Genomic DNA, 18089 nt, shown 5'->3' on the forward strand with positions numbered 1-18089 from the left:
CCATGGCCGAGAGTGCGAGAGAGAAGCGAATCCAGAACGAATTGCGTGTCGTCGCGAGGATCATCGAGACGCAACGCGTCCGCCTCGAACGGGGCGACGTGCTCAATATCCAAACGACCGATGGCTTTCTGACCGTCTATCAAGACGACACCTCAGACACCCCGAAAACTGTTACACTAATAGATAAGTTCGACTTCCGCGTCAACTTAAAAGTCGCGGATCTATTGAAGGGGAAAATCGTCTGACGGAGGGATAAACGTTATGAGGAAAATCTTGATTGGTGTCCTACTCGGGAGTTCGTTACTTTTAGCATCGTGTGGTGCCGAGAGTTCGAATTATCTTTCTACGACTTCTGTTGAAGAAATTGCAGATATTAAAACTGGCCAAGAAAGTGCATACGTTCTTGTAGACAGCGATAGTCAAGGTAATGAAGGGGCTTACGTTGATACTGTGCGAGAAGTCGCCACGGAAAAAAAGAAAGACGTTCTCTTATTCAATCCGTTTCAGCCTAATGGGGAAAATCTTGAAGAACGTTCTACCCAAGAACATCCTGAATTTAAAGGTGGCAGGTTGTACGAGATGACTGATGGTGAAATTAGTCGTGAATTAAATGTATCTGCCCTTACAGAAGATGAATTAAAAGACCAAGTCACTAACTTCATTAAATAGCCTCTGAATGGAGGGATTCTATGGGTGATAACGAAGTCGTAAATAAGCTACAAGAGTTCACTGATATCCTTAGTCTCAGTACACTGGTACTGGATGCCCTCCGCTCAATGGGTTGGATTTTAGTACGTGGCTTAGCAGCATTAATTGATGGACTTGAAAAAGTGACTGATAGCATATTACTAACGAAAACATTTTTTAATAACTCTCAAGTGGTTGAATTCGTTTCTACGATTCAACCTTTTTTGTACGTTCTTTTAGCTGCTAGCTTCCTATTTACGGGTTACCTAATCATTTTTCAAAAGAAATTTGATCGAGAAGGATTTTTGATCAATCTGTTTATCACATTGCTCATTCTCGGACTCTTATCCCCAACAATGACGCAAGTAAGTGAATTTAGTGATACTGCGATTGATTTCACAACTCAAAACTCTGGCGAAAATTCTTCCAGTGAATCGATATCAAATCAGATTTTACGAGAAAACATTCATGACTTGATTGAATATGACCGAAACGATTTTCCCAGTTTGGAAGGTGAGGCTTTGAACTCTCTGCCTCAAAGCCATTTACGAAATATCGATATCAACGAGGTATTCGATAGCAATGAATTTCGCTTGGGAAGTACTGGTGAACAAATCTCTCAGTCCAAACTAACCTGGAATGGTGAAACGATGGGAACCACGAAACTCGATCAAGGAGGTGTCGAATGGAACAACCAGTATTACTACCGCTATCAACCGAACTGGTTGACCATCTTCGTGACGCTCGGGATCATGGGCTTCACGCTGTTTTCCATTGCTTATAAACTGGCGCGTCTCTCGTTCGAGCTTGCCTTCAACTATGTCTTAACGATTCTCGTCGCACCGGCCGACCTTCACAGTGGTCAAAAGACGAAGAAGGTCATCCAGAGCATTTTGAACACGGTCCTCGTGATCATCCTCATCTTCGTCTCGATCAAACTGTACACGATCGGGACCGCCTATCTTGCGGAGACGTTGGACGGGTTCGCTTATCTGATTGCCCTTATCGCTTTCTCGGTCGCGCTGATCGACGGTCCGAACATGGTCGAGCGGCTGTTCGGGATTGATGCCGGGCTTAAACGAGGATGGGGTGTTGCGCTCGGCGCCTACGCCGCCGGGAAAGGTGTGACCTCGGCCGGTGCCCATGCGGTCTCAAAAGTCGCGCGTGACGCACAGGGCGCACCAAAGATGCCCTCACTCCATGAGGCCGCGACAACGCGGATGAATTCAAACACCGTGCCTCAGAATGGTTCACCGCTTAGTGCGGCGAACCAAGCTCCACAGAGAGCGGACTCCGAGAGTCAAACCGATTCAGATGGGTTCGGTCAGGCCAATCAAACTGCGAGTCGCACGAAGAACGACCAAGAGACACCGACAAATCCAAAGAACAGTGGGCAAGAATCTAAGCTTGAAGGAAACGGTTCTCCATATGTGAACGAAGCGACTGATCACACGTCTCCTGAATCGATCCATGCGACGAACCCTGAATCAAATACCGAACGTGGACACGACCATCAAACAACGTCATCGGAGACACCAAGACCGGAATCGATTCACGATCAGTCGAGCTCTGGGCATTCTCCAAATCATGCTTCATCGACTCTCGAATCGGTCACCGGGTCCACCGATACTACATCTGGACCAGGTCATCGTCAGGATGAATCGGTAGCCCGAAACGACGCGACGTCACCGACTCCTCATGAGGCAACACATTCAAACGGCTCATCCTCATCTTCGTCATCTACGATGGATTCGAGTGATGCGGCAACAGCGAAACATCAAGGACGCGCCCGACGGACCATCCATCAAGAGACCCTGCTCGATGTCGAGATCGAGGTCATCGAACAGGTGCGTGAGAACCAGACGCACCGCCATACTCAGAACCATGAGGAGTCGCGACGAATCTACCCGACCTCGCCACCGCGTCCTGACCATATTGAGAAGAAGGAGTGATGATCCATGCGCAACTATCGAATACCAAATGAGGTCACGACCGAACTGAAGATCAACAAGATGCTCTATCTGCACGACTTCCTATTTCTAGTCGGGCTCATCGTGCTGCGGCTCGTGACGCTCCCGTTCATCCCGTCGGTGCTGCACATCCCCTTCACGGTCTTCCTCATCATCTTCGGACTGTTCATGGTGCTCAGACCGGTGACGAACCCGCAGAAGCGGATGGTCCACGCGCTCTATTACGCGCTCATCAAACGGAAAGACACCTATCTCGCGCTCGACGCGCACACGAAAGGACGTGACTGAGATGGCGTTCATCGAAGACACGCTACAGGGACCGAGACCTACGGGCACCTGGCTCGACGAACAGGACGTGGTCGAGAAACGGAAGGTCAAAGACAAGGTCGTCGTCAAACCGACGGTCGCCCAACTGATGCCGGTCGTCGACATCACCGGTACCGAGTCGTTCGAGATGCGTGACGGGACCTATCTCGACATGGTCCAGCTCACCTCGAAGGACATCTATTCACTGAACGAGGAGGAAAAAGACCATGACGTGTTCTCCCTCGCCTATCTCCTGCAGGCGTACACGCACCCGCTCAAGGTCGTGCCACTGAACACGCCACTCAGTCTCGAGCGGCAGAAGATCAGCATCGAGCGACAGATTCGACAAAATCAGACACCAGCCTACCTGCCCTTCTTGTTGAAGAAAAAGCAGGAGCTCGAATACCTCGAGGAGCATCGCACCAATCGCGATTATCTCCTCTTTTTTTATGCCGACGACGAGCGGACACTACGCGAGCGGAAGACGCATCTCTATAAACTGCTCCGTCGCTCGAACCCAATGCGCGAGCTGACGCTCGACCAAAAGGTCCATGTGCTCTATCAATTGAACAACCCGAACACGAAACCGCAACTCGACGCCTGAAGAAAGGAGTGACGCGCACATGTGGCAGCGCCTGCGTAAGCGAATGGCCAAACAACAGGACCCGGAGACCGTCAAGATCGAGAAAGGCTATAATCCTGACGTCATCGCCAAGATTCAGCCACAGGGTGGCATCCGGTTCGACGCCAACTTCGTCCGGCTCGGGGACGGCTATCTGTCGTGCCTCCATGTCTATAAATATCAATCGCTCGTCTACGACTACTGGCTCGAACCGATTTTGAACTTGCCGGGCGTTTTGACGACGCTTGACATCGGGACGGCTGACAAGCGGGAAATCATCCAGACCATCAACAAGTCGATGGCCGAACAGAATACGCGCTTCGAGAACGCGAAGGACAACATCGACCGTATCGACGCTAGGGAGACATATAAAGAGCTGAACGAGCTCTATGAACAGATCACCCAGGGCGAGACGATGAAATATCTGCATCTGCGCCTCTATGTGAAGGCGAAGACGCTCGACGCGCTCGAGGTGAAAGTGCAGGAAGTGATGGAAGAACTCGAGGCCCGGAACTTCCGCTCGACGATTTTTCTGAACGAACAGGAATGGGAATGGCAGAGCCTGTTCACAAGCTACGACCAGCAACAAAAGCTCCCGAATCGGCGCCTTGGGAAAGAGATCCCTTCCCTCTCCATCGCCGGCGGATACCCGTTCCACTTCACGTCGCTCCAGGACGCGACCGGCACGTATTACGGGACGACCGACACGAACGGTAGCGTCATCTTCGACCTGTTCCATAAGGACAAACAGCGAAAGTTCTATAACGCGCTCATGATCGGCAAGATGGGATCCGGGAAATCGACACTTCTCAAGAAGACCGTGCTCGATCAGGCCATCAAGGGCAACAAGATTCGCATCCTCGACGTCACAGGCGAGTTCTCCGACCTGGTGCGGCAACTCGGCGGGAAAGAAATCGCGCTCGACGGGTCGGCCGGTCTCATCAATCCGCTCCATGTCTATAAGACCGTGACGAATAACGACGGCAGCGCCAACGAGGCACTCTCGTTCATGCAACATCTGTCGAAGATGGCCGTGTTCTATCACTACATCAATCCGGCGGCGACACAGGAAGAAACGAACGAATTCGAGATCCTGCTCCGGGACTTGTACGTTCGGCACGGGCTCTGGGATGAACAGGGCGAACTGCCAATCACGACTCATCCGGCGAACCGGTACCCGACGTTCTCCGACTTCTTACATCTCGTGCGGCGTGAGCTCTACACGGACGACACACGCACCTCGATCAAAGAAGCGATCAGTCCGAACCGGATACGGCGTCTCGAGAACATCGAGCTCGCCGTCACGAACCTCGTCCACAACTATGGCAACATCTTCGACGGACATTCCTCGATCGACCGATTCGACGAGGAGCTCATCGTCTCGTTCCCACTCCGGAACCTGACAAGCCTACGGGACGAAGTATTCCAAGCGCAGGTGTTCTCTTTGATGAACATGCTGTGGGACGGGATGATTGCCAACGGCTCGAGTCAACTGAATGCCTTCAACCAGGGCGTGCTCCGAACCGAAGAAGCATGCAAGTACCTCATCGTCATCGATGAGGCGCACCACTTGATCAACACGCGTGACATCGCACAGCCGGCCATCCTGTATCTACAACGCTGCATGCGCGAGGCGCGCAAGTATTTCGGCGGCATCTTCTTCGTGTCGCATCTGATCACCGACTTCGTGCCAGCCGGATCGAAGTCCGAAAACGCTGAGAACGTTAAGTCGCTCTTCCAATTGACGCAGTACAAGATCATCGGCGAACAGGACGCGGAGAGCATCCCAATCATCCAGACGGTGTTTGATGGCCAACTCTCAAACTCCGAGATGCGCATCATCCCCTCGCTCGAGACGGGGCGTGTCGTCCTCAGCATCTCCGGCTTGCAGAACTTCATCTTTGACGTCGATATCGCGCCCGAAGAACTCGCCTTGTTTGGTGGAGGTGCCTGATGTGGACGGCCGCGAAACGGACGGCCCGCTTCGCCGTCACAGCGAAGTGGCAGCTCGCAACGCTCAAATGGCGACTCATCCTGCTCGGCATCGCGGCACTCGTCTTGTTCCTGGTCATCCTCGTCGTCGGAATCCTCGACACGCTCACAGGTGTCCAGAACGAACAACCGACCGACGTCACGTTCAATACCGCAGGAGGTCTACAGGTAAGCGACCAGGTGCTCCAATATCGGGGCTTGGTCGAATCGGAACTGTCGAAGCACGGACTGGCCGAACAGACGAACCTCGTACTCGCGCTCATGATGCAGGAGAGCGGCGGACGCGGGAACGACCCGATGCAGGCGAGCGAATCGAAGTGTGGACGCATCGGATGCATCACCTCCCCCGAGGAGAGCATCGTCTACGGCGTCGAACATTTCGCCTCCGTCTTCGAACGGGCGAACCGTGACGTGCAGCTCACGCTACAGAGTTACAACTTCGGAGGCGGTTTCATCGATTACGTTCAAGAGAACGGAGGACGGTACTCGAAAGAGCTCGCCATCTCGTTCTCCCAAATGATGTACCAACGCGTGAAACACACTGGTATCTATCGTTGTCATCGCCCGAGTGCGGTCCAGCACGGTGCCTGTTACGGGGACATCGAGTACGTCGACGCGGTGCTGAAATACCTCGCGCCGGTTGCCGTCGCCGACGGGGTCATCACGAAAGAGCTATTGTCGGGATTACGTTCCCCGCTCGCCATCCCACTCAACGTGACATCGCGTTTCGGGTGGCGCGTAGTCTTCGGACAACGGGACAACCACACCGGGATCGATTTCAGTTGCACCCCGTCCGACACGATCCACGCGGTCAAGAGCGGCACCGTCATCTATAGCGGGAACCGCGGACCGTACGGCAATCTCGTCCAGGTCCAGCACGACAATTACATTACGGCGTATGCGCACCTGAGTCGTCTTGGCGTCCAAACGGGTCAACAGATCGACGCTGGGCAAGCGCTCGGGTACTGCGGCACGACCGGCCGTTCGAGCGGGAACCATCTGCACTTCGAGATCAAGACGGCTGAATGGTCCGGTCATATCGACCCCGCCCCGGTCTTCGGATTCTAAGTCATGCATGTATGAAAAGGAGGAGGAAGAATGAACTTCACCGCACGTCACCTCGCGTATCTGTTCGGGGTACTGCTCCTGATTTCGATCGCAGCGAACGTCTTTTTCTATCAACAAGCGACGGCTGTCACGAGTACTTCAGACACGAGCGAGAGGAAAAATGAGAGCGTCACTTCCCTTGAATCGGCAACCTCCGAGGATACGTCAGCGGACACCGAACAAGTCGTCGCTTCAAAGGAGACGGAACGAATGGAGGAGCTGATGACACGCGCGACGCGCTTCGTCGAGTACGCCTTCACCATCACGAAGGACAGTTACACGACCCAGAAACGACAGGCGAAGGACGTCATGTCGGAGGAACTCGCGGCCACGCTCTTCGCCGCTGACGGCAGTGACGTCGGCACGTTCGAGACGACCGTCCGCAACATCGAGGTGTTCCCTTCTGTCTCCGGAGAAGATTGCCTCGTCCGGTTCGAACAGCACCTGTGGATCACCGAGACGGGTTATGAAGAGACGACGCAAGAACTGTTGGCTTTGACGTTCGAGTCCATCGACGGGCGTTTGATCATCACCGAGATAGAAGACCTGACACCCGAAGGAGGGATCTAGATGCGACGACAAACGCGACGACGCCTCACCCAGAACGTCTCCCGCTTCTACCTCGGACTCGGCGTATTCTTAGTCATCGGTTTCCTCTTCTTCGGCACCTCGTCGTTCTTCTTTGCTGAAGAGGCACTGGTCAATGAGACGCCGATCAACGAGGCAGTCCGGCTCTCGAACGGGGAGACCGTGACGCTCCACGCGTCTAGTTACGATACCGAGAAGAAGACAATCCGCATCCGAGTCTCGCTCAATGACGCACCAGGTAACACCTACGTTCATCTCTTCCGCTACGTCTATAAGGCACGTCCGGATTCTGAGAAAGAAGTTGTGTTGCTGTACGAACGGAACGACCAATACGTACTCGAATTGAAAGATGTGCCGAACGACTTCGACCAGCTCGCTGTCCGGATTTACGGATTGGACGAGTCACAATCAATCGACACACTCACACCTGAGGAACGGGAGAACGGTCTTTTGACATCCCTCTATGCCGATCGTCGGACCATCGAACAGGCGAACCACAATTCATCTGACGAGAAAACTTTCACGAGACTATTCGTCGAGGACGAGCTCGCGGAGACCGAACGGCATTTGGAAACAGCACAGCAGTCAGTCGAAGCACAACGGCAACAAATCGAGCGACTCGACCGTGACAAAGAAGAGCTCGAAGGCGAATTTCCCTACCTCTCGCTCGACGAACAGGTCGAACAGGAAAACGAAATCTTCGATCTCGGTCAGAAGCGTGACGAGCTCAATCTAGAGCTCGAGAAACTCGAACAGTCGGTCACAGCGCTCGAAGAAAAGCAAGACAAATTGCACGTCCGGCTCCGGGAACTATCGATTTAAGTGGCACATTTTGTGCCAAATCACTAGTTTTACTGGCACATTTCGTGCCGTTTTCGGACTTTTGGTGATATCACGGAAACCCCAGGCTCTGCCTGGGCTATCACGATAAGTGATAGCAGTTTCCCCTTATGCTCTTTGGATGAACTTTTCGAACGTTGGCAATACGTATCCTCTAGAAAGGTGGTCAGGCAAATGGATCTGTTACTCCGCGACATCGATCCCGTCATCGTGAAGCAAATCGATGAATGGGCGAAAGAACTCAACCGCTCCCGGCAACAATATTTGAAAGAATTGCTCGCCTCCTGGTGCGCGAACGGCATCCAATCGACACAGGTCGAGCGGCTCGAACGACAGCTCGAAGCGAACACGCTGCACTTAAGAAGGAGCGCGGACGAGCTCGCCGCGGTGACCCGGTTATTGAACGAGGTGATGCAGGATGCGTGAGACACCCGGCGTCGTCATCAAATCGAAGTTCAAGGTGCCGGGCACGAAAAAGAAGTCGCGTCGCTACACGACGTACCTCGACTACATCAATCGCCCAGACGCGAAAGACAGCCGCGAACAGTTCGAGACGTACCATGATTATATGGAAGACGAGACGAAATCGAGCGGTTTGTTCACACGCGAGGACGACCGGTTGAATGACGAAAAGCGTCGCGCCGTCCGCGACATCTTCAAACATGCACAAGAGAACGGGAGCATCCTCTGGCAGGATGTCATCTCGTTCGACAACGCCTGGCTACGAGAGATCGGTGTGCTCCACAAAGACCTCATCGACGAGAAACGATTGATTCAGGCGACACGGAACGCGGTCGAGGCGATGCTCCAAAAAGAAAAGATGGTCCATGCCTACTGGACCGGCGCCGTGCATTACAACACCGACAACATCCACGTGCATGTCGCCATCGTCGAGACGAGCCATATACGCGAGCGCGGCAAACGCAAACCGAAATCAATCGAGCTGATGAAGTCGAAGGTCATCCATTCCCTCGCCGACCGGACGAAAGAACAGGAGAAACTGAATGCGTTCATAAGAGACGAACTGGTCGTCCATAAACGGAACCGAAAGATTCCAACGCTCCCGAACCGTGTCCTTCATCCCGACCTCGTCCGTCAGTTCAAGGATATCTATGAGCGGTTGCCGGAAGACAAACGACAATGGCGCTACAACATGAACGGGATGAAGCCGCTCCGTGAATCGCTCGACCGTCTGACCGACCGCTACATCGACATTCACTTTAAATCAGAGTTTCAAGCCTTCAACGAACGGCTTGAACAGGAAGTGTCGTTTCACCGTCGCAGCTACGGCGACACGGAGAAGGCCGAGCGTTATCTGACGACGAAGCGACAGGACCTCTACACCCGGATGGGGAATGCCATCCTCTCTGAGATGCGCGACTTGTCGAAAAAACAGGCGCCATTCAAGAAAAGTGAAACCCCTAAACATTCGGTCCGACGCGCGTTCAACCAGCAAAAGATATTCAACGAATCACTCTACCGGATCGAACGGCACATGAATGACGAGTTCGAACATTTGAAGAACCAACGCGCTTTCGAACAGCTGGAGCGGGACATCGAATATGGAAAGTGAGGGAGGACGATGGAAGAGTTGAGACAGATCCGCCTTCGATTAAAGCCGGAGACGGTCGCGTATTTGGAGGAGTTCGCCGACGACAAACGCTTCGGCCATCTCGGTCAGGTCATCGACCATATCGCAGACGAGCATAAAGAACTGACTGACGAGCAGTGGGACATGCAGTTCCTCACCCGCTCGATCAGCACACAGGTCTCCCGTCATATCGAGGAGTTGATGAACGAGCAGGTGTCGGCAGAGCTTGAACGCATCCGGCTCGCCGCGAACCGCTCTGATCGTCATGGGCAAATCCTGACAGAGCTCCTTCAGGCGCTGATGCAGACGGAGGGTATCGAGGACATCATGACGACGGATCAGTTCAAGCCGACGTTCCTCGCGACAGCCGAACGTGTCGTGCAGGAACGCATCGAGCATCAAAAACAGAAGAAGGACACACTAACTTTTGAGAGAGGATGAATCTTATGCGACCACTTGACCGTCCCTTCACGATGGGACAACTGTTGACGCTTCAACCGGATACCGTCACGGTCCTCATCTATGGAAAGCGATACGACATCCCGGTGTCCGTTTCCGAGCACCAACTTTTGACCGCCGTCGCGCAAGACGAGATCGTCTTGCTTCCCGTCAATTTCGAGCGGACACAGCTGTTACTCGACATACCGGAAACGTCGCCACAACTCGAGCGTGAACTGGACGAATTTGCGGATAGTGATGAATCTGTCACCGACTTGTTGAAGGAAGGAGTCTGACACGATGGCCAAGATGAAGACGAACGAAGAACGGAAGGCCGAGCTCGAGGCCTTGACCGAACAGATGGGAAAACAGATCGACAGCTACTTCGAGAGTCCGGAAAAAATCCGGGAACATCTACAGTTCCTCGGCAAGTTTCATCAATACTCGATGCGGAACGCAATTTTGATTGAGTCCCAATTCCCCGGCGCGGTCGCGGTCGGCTCTTACCCGTTCTGGGAAAAGCAAGGCGCACAGGTCCAAAAAGGTGAGCGTGGCATCAAAGTATTCGTCCCGAACCCGGTGACGTACGCCCTGCACAAAGATGAATGGGTACCGCTCAGCAAGGTACCGCAGCCGGTCAAAGACGGCGTGAAACAAGGGCGCATCCCGTCACGTAAGATGATGTACTTCAAAATCGGTCATGTGTTCGAGTACACGCAGACCGACGCGCGCGAGAAAGGAATCGAGGTTTCGGACATCTTCAAACGATATCACCGGGTCGGCGGGCTCGAGAACGAACAAGACATCCGTGACGCCTTGACGACGCTCGCGGATGCCCGGAATGTGACGCTATTAGAGGAACCTCTCGACGAGATTGGGACGGCGAAGGGTTGTTACTATCCGGAGCTACATTCAATCGCCTTAAATCCACGGAACACATCGATTGAGAACGTCAACGTCCTAATCCACGAACTCGCCCACGCAGAGCTCCACAACCAGGAGCGGAACTTTGAGCGGAACAAACCACTCACGTCACCCGAGAAGGAGTTCCAAGCCGAGATGGTCGCCTACGTCGTCTCACATCAGCTCGGTTTCTCGACGGACGACATTTCGCTCTCCTATCTGGCCGGTTGGACGAAGGACAAAGAGCTACTCGATAAGGAAAAATTGTTGCAGGAGGTCCATCAGACATCCACAACTTTCCTTGACCATATCGAGTCACACTTAGAGAAGATGCGCACGTTGGAACAAGAAAAGGAACAGACCCCACTTGAATATATCGAGCAGTTAGATCGGCGTATGGGTTGGAAAGACGCTGACCTCAATCTCTACGAACGGGTGCATGCCGTACAGCGTGTGTTTCCCGAGGAAATCGAGAACTATCTGAATGCAAAAGCGACCCTCGATACGAACCTAAAGGTGGATCGCGTCGATGAGCCGCTCATGTATATTCACGATAAAGGGTTCGGGTTCCAATCATTCGGTGTCGCCAACAATCACGACTTCAATGACGACGCGCTTGTCGTTTACACGATTGCATTACCAGATCAGCCATTGATTAGCGGTCACTTTGATCCCGAAAAAACAGTTCATCCATTACACGATTTAGAAAAAAACAATAAGGTTGAAAAAACAACACTCAAAAATCTTGAAGATAGTTGGCATAATATGTTGCTCGATGATGAAAAGAAATCTCTATCAAGAACAGCTATTTTGAATATTGAACGGTTGATATAAACTTATAGGATATGGAGTATGTATCAACTTCATATCCTACTTCTTAATGAGATGAATCACAGCTATTTAATTAATTATTTTACTGACTTCGTGCAATAATCCAGAAGCAATAATACTACCCGTTACTCCTTCTAGCACATTCCTTATAGTCAATAATGATTCTTTAACTAATGATTTTTGGGGATTCGAAGATTGAATTTGAGTATGGATTTGATTGATTTCATTTCTTAATATCATCTGCGAATCGTCGTTTAACCCAATTTCATGCATATGATTTTTTAGTGTTGATATAAAGCTACTGACATCCGATAAATTCAAGTTATTCGTCATATATTGTTGCGAGTTTGGCGAGTTTTGTTGAATTTGAACTCCTCCGACGTTTGAAAGGAAGAATGCATAGTCATGCTTCGTAGCTTCCACTTTTTCTTGCTTTGAAAAACTTAATCCTTCACCTGTGATCCCATCTTTTTCTAATTTTAAAGACCATTCAAGAATAATATTTTTGACTTGATCGATTATTGCTTGGGCTTGCGATTTACCAAATATCACTCTAAAATCTAGTCTTTCTCCTAAGGACTTTGACAATATATTTTGTAATTCCATAGGAACTTCAATCACTAAATTATCTTTAGTGTGTGTAACTAAATCTTCAATTTCAGATAAAGGTTGACCAATTTTAGTTTTTGTTATTAATTCTAGTATTTTGGGATCTTCAATCGTTACCGGCCACCAACCATGGACGATATTATAATATTGAATCTTACCTACAACTTCTCTGTATTTAGGTACTTTATGCATGAAATGCTTAAAACCATTTAACTCTTGATCAATCCATTCTTCAAAGTCTTGAAGCTCTAATTTCCTAGCCACAACTAATGATTTTCTCAACAAATCTATTACTTTAGTTTTAGAATCTATAGCTTCAATTTGAAGCTCCAACACTAAAGAGCTCAAATAAATCCCTCCCTTCACATTTTCAACACTAATATTCTCTAGTTAATATTAACTCTTTAAAAAATAAATCTAAATCCTGGTTATTCATTTGAAATACTTCGTGTACTGACAGTACTCTTAAAATAATTCTTAGAAGTTCGTCCATTTGTTTAGTTACAGTTAATAACCTATCAACGTTTTCTTTGATAGGTTGACCATGAGACAATTTCGACCGTATTCCATAGGCTTTTTTCACCAAATCATAAATTTTAATTCTATCTTCTTTATTAGTTCCCACTAATAATGAGGTACGTTCTGCCACCTTATGATTAACTTCAGAATTGTCAGACGTAAACAGGCATTCCAATGCAATACAGTAATTTATCAACTTAAAAGGCAAGGAAGACTCTCCTCTAGCTTTATATACGAAAGCCCCTGCCCTATCAACTCTTGATAATTCATCGCCAAATGGATTTAGTACAGAATACTTCCCCCCTTCCCTAAGCCCGTTGATATCTATTTTTGGGCTATCAATAAACTCTTTACGGGCTGATAAAATCTGTTCCTTTGAAAATAATTTATTTTTAATTTCTCCATTTTGATTCGACGATACTTTTGACACTGATGCTTTTATTAATATAGGGTCATTTTTTCCACCGTATATATATAAAAAACCATCTCTTACATAGGAACTGTGGTCTTCAAATTCCCATAATAAGTCTAAAAAGAATTGAGCTTCTCTTAAAAAATAAAAACATGAGGGTAAAAATCTAGAATCTTCACTTTCATGAATTTGTAATTCATCTATATTTCCATTAGCGTATATATATGTCGCATTAAGTAATTCCTGATACCCAATTTGACCCACCCAACTATATATATCAGTCTGGCGAAACATTTCATCTACATAGTTTGAATTATTTGAAATATATATATTATTTTTCAATTGAATGCCTTTGTTTAATACACTATTAATGCCCATATAATGTACTGGTGCAATAAATTTATATCTCATTAGTTGCCTCCATACATAACAAAATTTATTCCTCCCAAAGCTCATCCATCAACTTGTCGATTTCTTTCGATAGCCGTTCCTTTTCCTCTGCATATATCTCGACTCGCCCATCCTCATAAAACCAAAGCACGTCACCAGATTGAATCGAATGAGGAAGTCGTGACTTCGGAATATCCTCCATCACTTCTCCGAATTCGACGACAGCCAGGTCTCCCTCAAATCGGTCGATGATTCCCCGACGCCGCTTCATTTTGACTTCTTCACAGCGTAACTCGAGCCGTTCCCCGTGATGATGATTGTGCCGTTCTTGTCTGTGCGGAGCATGTTCACTTTTTGGCGTTTTAAGTTCGTCACCACTTCGGATGTCGGGTGCCCATAGCTGTTCTTTCCGACACTGATGATGGCATGCTTCGGTTTGACCGTGTTCAGGAACGTGCTACTCGTCGACGTCTTGGCACCATGATGCCCCACCTTCAAGACATCTGCACGGAGCGTCTGTTTCTTCGCCACCATGTCCTTCTCAGAAACGTGTTCCGCGTCCCCTGTGAATAAGAACGTGTTCTTCTTGTACGTGACATGAAGGACCGCACTCCAATTATTCAAGTCACTGTTCGAATAGGATTTGACCGGACCCACAAACTTCGCACTGACACCTTTGATCGGCAGTTTCACGTCGGCCTGTGCCGTTTTGATGGTCTTTCCTTCCCGTTTAACGGCTTGTAGAAAATCTTTGTAAGCCTGAGTCGTGTGCTTCACTTTTGGCGCGTAGACGTTCTCGACACGATAGGCATCCAATATCTCGTCCAATCCACCGATATGATCTGCATCCGGATGCGTCGAAATCAACACCTCGATGTCATCCACTTTTTGCTTTTTGAGGTAGGCGACGATGGCATCGCCCTTTCCTTTGTTCCCCCCGTCGATGATGACGTCCTCACCGCTCGGCATCTTGATATAGATAGCGTCTCCCTGCCCAACATCGATATAATGGACTTTGATGCTCGCAGCGGCTGATGCTTCCCCGTATGGCGACACCAATAGCGCTCCACTAAATAGAATGGCACTCCCGATCTTGATCACTTTATTCATCTTGTATCACTCCACTTTAAAATTATTGTAAAATTATCCAACACACCTTTATTATAATCCGCTATTTGTTAAATAGCTTCTTATTCCTGCGGTTGACCCCATATATAAATAGGTAAGGTGTGATGATAGGAGGAGTGAGATAAATGCATTTACGAAAACCAATCGTAGTGAACAAGACGTATAAACCGGTTCTGATTTTTAAAGACGGAGTAGAATTAAAAGAGTGTGCCTCTATTCAGGAAGCCGCACACTATCTGAAGGGACATACATTATGCACCGCCATGCCGTATCGTCATATTATCTTTGACGAGACCTGGATTTATGAAGGGATCAGGTATCGATTCACCACTGATCCTGAAGTGAAAAAGGAAAAGCTGAAAGAAATGAAGATTCAGAAAAAAGCCCTCTTTTAAAGAAAAACAGAATTATGAAATCAAACAAGTCAATAAGGAGGAAAAAAATGAACCTATTTATTGTTGGAAACGGTTTTGATTTAGCTCATGGTAGGCATACTGAGTACTCAGATTTTCATGAATATTTAAAAATCACCTATCCAGAAGCTCTACATATAGAACCATCATTTAATTTTTCATCGACCACCCTACCAGACGGTTCCGAATTGTACGAACAAAGTGAAGTCGTTGCCTTCATAATGGATGTTATTTCGAGGGCTGAAGCGGATGGAGAAAACTGGTGTGATATAGAGAACAGTCTCGGAATGCTCGATTACGCCAATTACTATGATGATATGTCTAATTTGTTCGATGAAGATGATAAAAAATATAATCCATTTCACATGGCATATAATTATGAAGATGTTTCAAATGATTTTTACAAAGTGACTTCGAAAATAAAGGATTTGTTTTCTGAATGGATCAATACAATACAAATATCAGATGTCATAGCAAAAAAATCCTTCGAAGAAATAATTGATATCTCAAACGACTATTGTATTAGCTTTAACTACACCAGAATATTGGAAAAAATTTATAGAATGAAAAACGTATTTCATCTTCATGGACTGCAGAATAGTGAAATTATTATCGGTCACGGAATCCTTCGAACTGAGTTTGAGAATATTTACACAGGTACCGAAGATATTTTGTGGGAAATCCATCATTCTCTCAAGAAGGATACCGATAAAATAATTGAAAATTGGGGGTCATTATTTAATTCATTGAACTCAGTAGATAAAATATACTCACACGGTTTTTCATTTTCGGATGTGGATTTGCCGTATATCGAAAAAATTTGCGAAGTGATTGATACTGAAAATATCACTTGGTTTTTAAATGATTATGAAGATGATACTGTTAGAGACAAATACATGAGCCGAATTAGACGATGTGGATACGAAGGTGCATTCTCTGTGTTCAGTATATAAATTAAAAACTGTAGCACTGAAAAGGACTTTTTTGATATTCAAGTTCGGGTGTTACACCGAATTATATAATTCATCTCAAATTAATCAGAAATCGGTGAATGACTTCTAATCAAAAAAACACCATTCGACCGAATGGTGTTCCTCGCGTGGCATGAGACACGCCCACGCTCTTGCTTTTGACGTTTTCCTTACGCTCCGTGCCTCCCGTTAGAAAGGGCCAGGAACATAGAGATGCGGCTTGTGAGCCAGCAGCTCTTGTTATCGGGCCGTCAGGGAGGCAGCGGTGCGATGAGCGACTTCGCCCTAAGGCGTTAGACGCTCACGCATGAGCCAATGAACATGCATCACCTTATACTCGAATATATCCTTCGATAGCTCTGAGACGACGAAATTAACGTCTCTATCCATCACCACCCATGTCCCATATAGATATACGCTCTTGATCGGACGCTCTTCTTTGTATAAATAGATCAACACACGGAAATAAGGCAAATTCTGTCCTTTATCGAACCGGACGACCTTCTCGACGACACGGATCCAATTCATAGAACGTATAGTCATCAAGTAGCCACTCGTCCATCACGCCTCATCCCTTTCAGTTTTTTATAGACCGATTCCCGATACTTATGTGATTCACGCCTCGTTCAAAGACTCACTAGATAAAAATGTATACACGTATACAAATCTACAAGTATACATTTTGAAACAATCAGTTATGTACTTGAAGCGTGTTCGTATTAAAGAAAACCGTCATCTGTTTCAATCGTTCCTCTTCTTTCATCTCATAAAGGATATCCATGCTTACCAACTCGAATGCCTCAGGGTCGATGTCCATCCGTTCAGGAAGTCTTCTAAGCAATACCTCTTTCATCTCTTCAATCGTTTGTTGGTCCAATGTGTGACTCATTTGAATCATCCTTTCCTGTTGATAGCTCAACGATACCTCGAATCTGACCACTCGACATCTTGACTTATTTCATATAAGACCCGAGCTTGTTTGAAACAAGCCCAGGGCTTACGTAGGAAAAACGACCACTTTCACCAAACAAGCACTCATTTTTCATTAATCCAAACATCGCAAATACACATTCATAAATAGACAGAGCAACGTGATTTCTTTATGCCTTTGACTTCTCACCAAAAACTATTCGTTTCACGGATCTGAATTCTGGAACCAGGAAAAAGCGACAGAAGTCACTGATCTCGTTTCAAAAAAGATGCGTGTATTTATTCTTAAGTTAACAGAAACGAAATTTGATCCGATACTTTTAGTGTTGATTTTATTTTCTGATTAATACACATTACAGACCATTGAAATGAGGTTAATTACTTATGATTGATAGTTTTGTAAAAGAGTATTTTAATTCAATTAAGGAGTACAATAATGATCCAAATAAAGGAATTAAAAAAAACACACATTATTCTCTTTCCCGGGCTCTTTTTTACCCGTATGCTATTTTCTTCTCGGTGCTTTTAATACTTTATTCTTTTCAAATATATAAATGTCTCCAGTATTCTCTATTAGTAATAGTACTTTTTCTTTTATTACTTTTGATCATAGTTGATTATTTTAACAGGACAAAAATTGAAAAGTTTAGATCTAATCGAAAAAACTACTTTATAAACAAGTATTTAAACACTTTAATACTTTATAAAATTCAGTCAGAAAGTGAACTTCTTTTTGAAAAAGACTTTATAAATTTAGACATAAATCACACTAAAAACGAAAAAAATTTGGCACCAAGTGTAAAAGAATTGGCTTTAATCATAAAAGAATTGGCTAATAAATC

23 protein-coding genes are annotated in these 18089 nt (G+C 47.3%); 17 read left to right on the forward strand and 6 right to left on the reverse strand.

What is annotated here, in order from left to right; all coding sequences use genetic code 11:
- Positions 1-2: 2 nt before the first annotated feature.
- The 14 genes from OKS35_RS14475 to OKS35_RS14540 all read left to right on the forward strand — a co-directional run bounded on the left by OKS35_RS14475 (position 3) and on the right by OKS35_RS14540 (position 11878).
- Complete coding sequence (locus OKS35_RS14475; RefSeq protein ID WP_012390470.1) at positions 3-245, forward strand: hypothetical protein; 243 nt, start codon at positions 3-5, stop codon at positions 243-245.
- 16 nt (positions 246-261) lie between these two features.
- A complete protein-coding gene (locus tag OKS35_RS14480; RefSeq protein WP_264093361.1) occupies positions 262-669 on the forward strand; it encodes a hypothetical protein in 408 nt (135 codons plus the stop codon).
- Between the two features lie 20 nt (positions 670-689).
- Positions 690-2639, forward strand: a complete 1950-nt coding sequence (locus OKS35_RS14485) for a pLS20_p028 family conjugation system transmembrane protein (RefSeq protein ID WP_413815727.1) — start codon at positions 690-692, stop codon at positions 2637-2639.
- 6 nt (positions 2640-2645) lie between these two features.
- Complete coding sequence (locus OKS35_RS14490; protein ID WP_264093363.1) at positions 2646-2945, forward strand: DUF5592 family protein; 300 nt, start codon at positions 2646-2648, stop codon at positions 2943-2945.
- A gap of 1 nt (position 2946) precedes the next feature.
- The gene (locus OKS35_RS14495; protein ID WP_214776065.1) at positions 2947-3567 is read left to right on the forward strand and encodes a hypothetical protein; all 621 of its coding nucleotides are present in this window, start codon (positions 2947-2949) and stop codon (positions 3565-3567) included.
- Positions 3568-3586: 19 nt separating this feature from the next.
- Entirely contained in the window at positions 3587-5539 is a 1953-nt protein-coding gene (locus OKS35_RS14500; RefSeq protein ID WP_264093364.1) for a VirB4 family type IV secretion system protein, read from the forward strand.
- Positions 5539-6645 (forward strand): lysozyme family protein, encoded by a 1107-nt coding sequence (locus OKS35_RS14505; RefSeq protein ID WP_264093366.1) that lies wholly within the window; start codon positions 5539-5541, stop codon positions 6643-6645. Before OKS35_RS14500 ends, OKS35_RS14505 begins: the two co-directional genes overlap by 1 nt.
- A 30-nt stretch (positions 6646-6675) precedes the next feature.
- The gene (locus tag OKS35_RS14510; protein ID WP_264093367.1) at positions 6676-7254 is read left to right on the forward strand and encodes a hypothetical protein; all 579 of its coding nucleotides are present in this window, start codon (positions 6676-6678) and stop codon (positions 7252-7254) included.
- Entirely contained in the window at positions 7255-8094 is an 840-nt protein-coding gene (locus OKS35_RS14515; RefSeq protein WP_264093368.1) for a hypothetical protein, read from the forward strand.
- A 192-nt stretch (positions 8095-8286) separates the two neighbouring features.
- The gene (locus OKS35_RS14520) at positions 8287-8538 is read left to right on the forward strand and encodes a hypothetical protein (RefSeq protein WP_264093369.1); all 252 of its coding nucleotides are present in this window, start codon (positions 8287-8289) and stop codon (positions 8536-8538) included.
- Positions 8531-9685 carry a MobP2 family relaxase gene (mobP2, locus tag OKS35_RS14525; RefSeq protein WP_264093370.1) on the forward strand — a complete coding sequence of 385 codons (1155 nt, stop codon included), beginning with the start codon at positions 8531-8533 and terminating at the stop codon, positions 9683-9685. The genes OKS35_RS14520 and mobP2 overlap by 8 nt, the downstream gene beginning before the upstream one ends.
- A gap of 9 nt (positions 9686-9694) precedes the next feature.
- Positions 9695-10144 (forward strand): hypothetical protein, encoded by a 450-nt coding sequence (locus OKS35_RS14530; RefSeq protein ID WP_264093371.1) that lies wholly within the window; start codon positions 9695-9697, stop codon positions 10142-10144.
- A 5-nt stretch (positions 10145-10149) separates the two neighbouring features.
- Entirely contained in the window at positions 10150-10437 is a 288-nt protein-coding gene (locus tag OKS35_RS14535) for a hypothetical protein (protein ID WP_074037997.1), read from the forward strand.
- Positions 10438-10441: 4 nt separating this feature from the next.
- Positions 10442-11878 (forward strand): ImmA/IrrE family metallo-endopeptidase, encoded by a 1437-nt coding sequence (locus OKS35_RS14540; RefSeq protein ID WP_264093372.1) that lies wholly within the window; start codon positions 10442-10444, stop codon positions 11876-11878.
- A gap of 66 nt (positions 11879-11944) precedes the next feature.
- On the opposite strand, the gene OKS35_RS14545 is transcribed toward OKS35_RS14540, so the two are convergent.
- Genes OKS35_RS14545 through OKS35_RS14560 form a run of 4 tightly spaced genes read right to left on the reverse strand, consistent with a single transcriptional unit; the run spans position 11945 to position 14915 of the window.
- Positions 11945-12832 carry a hypothetical protein gene (locus OKS35_RS14545; protein WP_264093373.1) on the reverse strand — a complete coding sequence of 296 codons (888 nt, stop codon included), beginning with the start codon at positions 12830-12832 and terminating at the stop codon, positions 11945-11947.
- Between the two features lie 28 nt (positions 12833-12860).
- The gene (locus OKS35_RS14550) at positions 12861-13826 is read right to left on the reverse strand and encodes a HEPN domain-containing protein (RefSeq protein ID WP_264093374.1); all 966 of its coding nucleotides are present in this window, start codon (positions 13824-13826) and stop codon (positions 12861-12863) included.
- Between the two features lie 25 nt (positions 13827-13851).
- A complete protein-coding gene (locus OKS35_RS14555) occupies positions 13852-14076 on the reverse strand; it encodes a DUF3006 domain-containing protein (RefSeq protein ID WP_264093375.1) in 225 nt (74 codons plus the stop codon).
- Positions 14073-14915 (reverse strand): ComEC/Rec2 family competence protein, encoded by an 843-nt coding sequence (locus tag OKS35_RS14560; RefSeq protein ID WP_264093376.1) that lies wholly within the window; start codon positions 14913-14915, stop codon positions 14073-14075. The genes OKS35_RS14555 and OKS35_RS14560 overlap by 4 nt, the downstream gene beginning before the upstream one ends.
- Positions 14916-15058: 143 nt before the next feature.
- On the opposite strand from OKS35_RS14560, the gene OKS35_RS14565 reads away from it, so the two are divergent.
- Both OKS35_RS14565 and OKS35_RS14570 read left to right on the forward strand, forming a co-directional pair.
- A complete protein-coding gene (locus tag OKS35_RS14565; protein WP_264093377.1) occupies positions 15059-15328 on the forward strand; it encodes a hypothetical protein in 270 nt (89 codons plus the stop codon).
- A gap of 47 nt (positions 15329-15375) precedes the next feature.
- The gene (locus OKS35_RS14570) at positions 15376-16299 is read left to right on the forward strand and encodes a bacteriophage abortive infection AbiH family protein (RefSeq protein ID WP_264093378.1); all 924 of its coding nucleotides are present in this window, start codon (positions 15376-15378) and stop codon (positions 16297-16299) included.
- 303 nt (positions 16300-16602) lie between these two features.
- On the opposite strand, the gene OKS35_RS14575 is transcribed toward OKS35_RS14570, so the two are convergent.
- Together OKS35_RS14575 and OKS35_RS14580 are read right to left on the reverse strand one after the other, a co-directional pair.
- The gene (locus OKS35_RS14575) at positions 16603-16860 is read right to left on the reverse strand and encodes a hypothetical protein (RefSeq protein ID WP_264093379.1); all 258 of its coding nucleotides are present in this window, start codon (positions 16858-16860) and stop codon (positions 16603-16605) included.
- A 148-nt stretch (positions 16861-17008) separates the two neighbouring features.
- Positions 17009-17206: a hypothetical protein gene (locus OKS35_RS14580; protein WP_264093380.1), complete on the reverse strand. Its 198-nt coding sequence runs from the start codon at positions 17204-17206 to the stop codon at positions 17009-17011.
- A gap of 425 nt (positions 17207-17631) precedes the next feature.
- Here OKS35_RS14580 and OKS35_RS14585 point away from each other — a divergent pair.
- Positions 17632-18089, forward strand: a 458-nt coding sequence (locus tag OKS35_RS14585) for a hypothetical protein (RefSeq protein WP_264093381.1), incomplete at its 3' end; no start/stop codon positions are given.

Source organism: Exiguobacterium sp. N5, assembly GCF_025842465.1.
Classification (GTDB): Bacteria; Bacillota; Bacilli; order Exiguobacteriales; family Exiguobacteriaceae; genus Exiguobacterium; species Exiguobacterium profundum.

Bases quoted from the DNA above. Each gene is read 5' to 3' on its own strand.
- OKS35_RS14505 (WP_264093366.1), top strand. From the start codon at position 5,539: ATGTGGACGGCCGCGAAACGGACGGCCCGCTTCGCCGTCACAGCGAAG.
- OKS35_RS14495 (WP_214776065.1), top strand. From the start codon at position 2,947: ATGGCGTTCATCGAAGACACGCTACAGGGACCGAGACCTACGGGCACC.
- OKS35_RS14520 (WP_264093369.1), top strand. From the start codon at position 8,287: ATGGATCTGTTACTCCGCGACATCGATCCCGTCATCGTGAAGCAAATC.
- OKS35_RS14480 (WP_264093361.1), top strand. From the start codon at position 262: ATGAGGAAAATCTTGATTGGTGTCCTACTCGGGAGTTCGTTACTTTTA.
- OKS35_RS14475 (WP_012390470.1), top strand. From the start codon at position 3: ATGGCCGAGAGTGCGAGAGAGAAGCGAATCCAGAACGAATTGCGTGTC.
- OKS35_RS14530 (WP_264093371.1), top strand. From the start codon at position 9,695: ATGGAAGAGTTGAGACAGATCCGCCTTCGATTAAAGCCGGAGACGGTC.
- OKS35_RS14555 (WP_264093375.1), bottom strand. From the start codon at position 14,076: ATGAAGCGGCGTCGGGGAATCATCGACCGATTTGAGGGAGACCTGGCT.
- OKS35_RS14490 (WP_264093363.1), top strand. From the start codon at position 2,646: ATGCGCAACTATCGAATACCAAATGAGGTCACGACCGAACTGAAGATC.
- OKS35_RS14575 (WP_264093379.1), bottom strand. From the start codon at position 16,860: ATGACTATACGTTCTATGAATTGGATCCGTGTCGTCGAGAAGGTCGTC.
- OKS35_RS14535 (WP_074037997.1), top strand. From the start codon at position 10,150: ATGCGACCACTTGACCGTCCCTTCACGATGGGACAACTGTTGACGCTT.
- OKS35_RS14510 (WP_264093367.1), top strand. From the start codon at position 6,676: ATGAACTTCACCGCACGTCACCTCGCGTATCTGTTCGGGGTACTGCTC.
- OKS35_RS14540 (WP_264093372.1), top strand. From the start codon at position 10,442: ATGGCCAAGATGAAGACGAACGAAGAACGGAAGGCCGAGCTCGAGGCC.
- OKS35_RS14550 (WP_264093374.1), bottom strand. From the start codon at position 13,826: ATGAGATATAAATTTATTGCACCAGTACATTATATGGGCATTAATAGT.
- OKS35_RS14560 (WP_264093376.1), bottom strand. From the start codon at position 14,915: ATGAATAAAGTGATCAAGATCGGGAGTGCCATTCTATTTAGTGGAGCG.
- OKS35_RS14485 (WP_413815727.1), top strand. From the start codon at position 690: ATGGGTGATAACGAAGTCGTAAATAAGCTACAAGAGTTCACTGATATC.
- mobP2 (WP_264093370.1), top strand. From the start codon at position 8,531: ATGCGTGAGACACCCGGCGTCGTCATCAAATCGAAGTTCAAGGTGCCG.
- OKS35_RS14570 (WP_264093378.1), top strand. From the start codon at position 15,376: ATGAACCTATTTATTGTTGGAAACGGTTTTGATTTAGCTCATGGTAGG.
- OKS35_RS14565 (WP_264093377.1), top strand. From the start codon at position 15,059: ATGCATTTACGAAAACCAATCGTAGTGAACAAGACGTATAAACCGGTT.
- OKS35_RS14515 (WP_264093368.1), top strand. From the start codon at position 7,255: ATGCGACGACAAACGCGACGACGCCTCACCCAGAACGTCTCCCGCTTC.
- OKS35_RS14500 (WP_264093364.1), top strand. From the start codon at position 3,587: ATGTGGCAGCGCCTGCGTAAGCGAATGGCCAAACAACAGGACCCGGAG.
- OKS35_RS14580 (WP_264093380.1), bottom strand. From the start codon at position 17,206: ATGAGTCACACATTGGACCAACAAACGATTGAAGAGATGAAAGAGGTA.